This window comes from Streptomyces sp. NRRL WC-3549 (assembly GCF_000721935.1).
Lineage (GTDB): Bacteria > Actinomycetota > Actinomycetes > Streptomycetales > Streptomycetaceae > Streptomyces.
Window position 1 is genome coordinate 6910 of sequence record NZ_KL585409.1, and the last position, 2346, is coordinate 9255.

General features: G+C 77.0%; 1 protein-coding gene. It reads right to left on the minus strand.

The window, feature by feature from the left end; genetic code table 11:
- A partial coding sequence (locus IH13_RS0119575) for an SDR family oxidoreductase (protein WP_037841834.1) occupies positions 1-2312 on the minus strand: 2312 nt, incomplete at its 3' end.
- Positions 2313-2346: the final 34 nt, after the last annotated feature.

Here is a 2346-nt window from a genome sequence, read left to right on the forward strand (position 1 = left end):
CCGCTCCCGACCGGCGCGGCGGCCGTGGTGACGGCGGACCGGGCCGCCCGGGCGACGGGCGCGGTGAGCGCGGTGGTGACGGTGCGGAGATCTCCGTAGGCGGCGATGAGCGCGCCGGGTGTGCCGAGGGCCTGCTCGAACAGGGCGAGGCCGGTCTCCGTGGGCAGTACGCCGAAGCCGGTGCGGGCGGCGATGTCCGCGGCGGCCTCGGTGCTCTGGCGCATCCCGCCCTCGGCCCACATCGGCCAGGCGATCGCGGTGATCCGGCCATGCCGTTCGGCGTACGCCTCCAGGTAGGCGTTGGCGTAGGCGTAGTCGGTCTGGCCGGGGTTGCCGATGTGGGCGGCGATGGACGAGAAGGCGACGAAGAAGTCCAGCGGGTCGTCTGCGGTGGCCGCGTCCAGGGCGCGCAGCCCGGCGGCCTTGGGGGCGAGGACGGCGGCGAAGTCCTCGGCGGACTTGGTCAGGGCGAAGCCGTCGCGCAGTACGCCGGCGGCGTGGACGACGCCGGTGAGCGGCCCGAACTCCTCCCGTACGGCGGCGAGCCCCGCGGCCAGGGCGTCCGGGTCGGAGACGTCGACGCTGCGGTGGAGCAGGCGCTCGTCCAGGTCGGCGGGCCGCTCGCTGCGGCCCAGCAGGACCACGCGGGCGTCGCCCCGGGACAGCAGCCGGCCGGCGACGGCGCGGCCCAGTCCGCCGGCGCCGCCCGTCACGACGTACACGCCGCCGTCGCGGACTGCCACCGGAGCGGCGGCCGGGGCAGGCTCGGCCCGCGGGATCCGGCGGCCCCGTGCGGTGTGGGCGACCTCCGGGTCGAGGCCGTGGCCGGACAGTTCGCCGGCGAGCGCGTCGGCCTCGGCCACGTCCTCGGCGAGGCCGACGGCCTGCACTTCGAGGAGTGGGTTCTCCGCTCGGACGGTCCGGGCGAAGGCGGCGAGCGCGGCACGTTCGGGGCGGGGACCGTCGGTGTCGTGGCGGTGCAGCAGCAGGACGCGCACGGGTGCGGTGGGGCGGGCGGTGAGAAGCGTGCGGACGACGTGCAGCGCCTGTTCGGGGGCCGGTTCGTCGACGAGGACGACATCGGGCGCGGTGGCCGGGGCCAGGTCGCGGCTGACCGTGCCGAAGCCCAGGGCGGTGAGGTGCGCGGCGAGCTCCGCCCCGCGCGCCGCGTCGGCGGTGACGACGGCGGCCGTGCCGCCGAGGGGGGTGCCGGTGGGCTCGGCGGGCGCGGCGGTCCAGCGGCGGACCAGCAGGGCCGACTCGCGACGCTCGCCGAGGACGCGCACGGCGAGGTCGTGCAGTCGGACCAGGACCTGGCCATGGGGGTCCACCACGGTGAGGTCGGCGTGCGCGGTCCGCTCCCCCAGTCGGCCGGCCGTGACGTGGACGTGGCCGGGCCCGGTCAGGGGGGCGTGCACGGTGAGTTCGCCCAAGGCCAGCGGCAGGAAGCCGCCGGCCCTTTCGCCGTAGGCCCGGGTCAGCAGCACGACCAGGGCGTGCAGGGCGCCGTCCAGGAGTGCGGGGTTGAGCGCGGCGCCGTCGAGCGCGGCGCCGTCGGGGAGTTCGAGGGTGCCGAGGGCCTCCCCGTCACCGAGCCGGACCTCGGTGAGGGCACGCATGCGGGGGCCGTAGTCCAGGCCGTGAGCGCGCAGGACGTCGTAGCAGTCGGTGTGGGTGACCACCTCGGCGCAGCGGGCGGCGAGGGCGGCCGGGTCGGCCGGTGCCGGGCGCTCGGCGGAGCCGGGGAGGATCTCGCCGGCCGCGACCACCCGCTCGTCGGCGGTCAGGTCGAACCCGACCGTGTCGCGCTCGCGCCACAACTGGATCCTCGCGGTGCGCGGCCCGGTGGCGTAGGAGAGCAGATGCTCGAAGGAGACGCCGCGCAGCCGGACCGGGCCGCCGAGGGAGAGTTCACCGGCCGCGCGGGCCAGTTCCAGCTGTCCGGCGGCGGGCAGGACGGGCTCGGCGACGACGCGGTGGTCCGCGAGGTAGAACTCGGTGCCGGTGCGGGAACTGCGGTAGGCGAGGGTGTCCAGGGTGGAGACGTTCTCGTCCAGCATGGGATGGGGACCGGGGCCGGCGACCCGGTCGGCGGGTGCGCTGCCGTCCGGGCCGGTCAGCCAGCAGCGGCGGCCCTCGAAAGGGTACGTCGGAAGCGGGACACGGCCACGCTCCTCCCCCTCGAACCAAGCCGCCCAGTCGACGGTGCCGCCGGCCTGCCAGGCACGGGCCACGCCGCCCCAGGGGCCGTCGGTCACTCCGAGTGCGACACCGCGGACCTCGTCGTGGGCGCCGCGTACGGGGATGCGCACGCGAGCGGCGGGCGGTACCCGGCCGTCGCCGGTG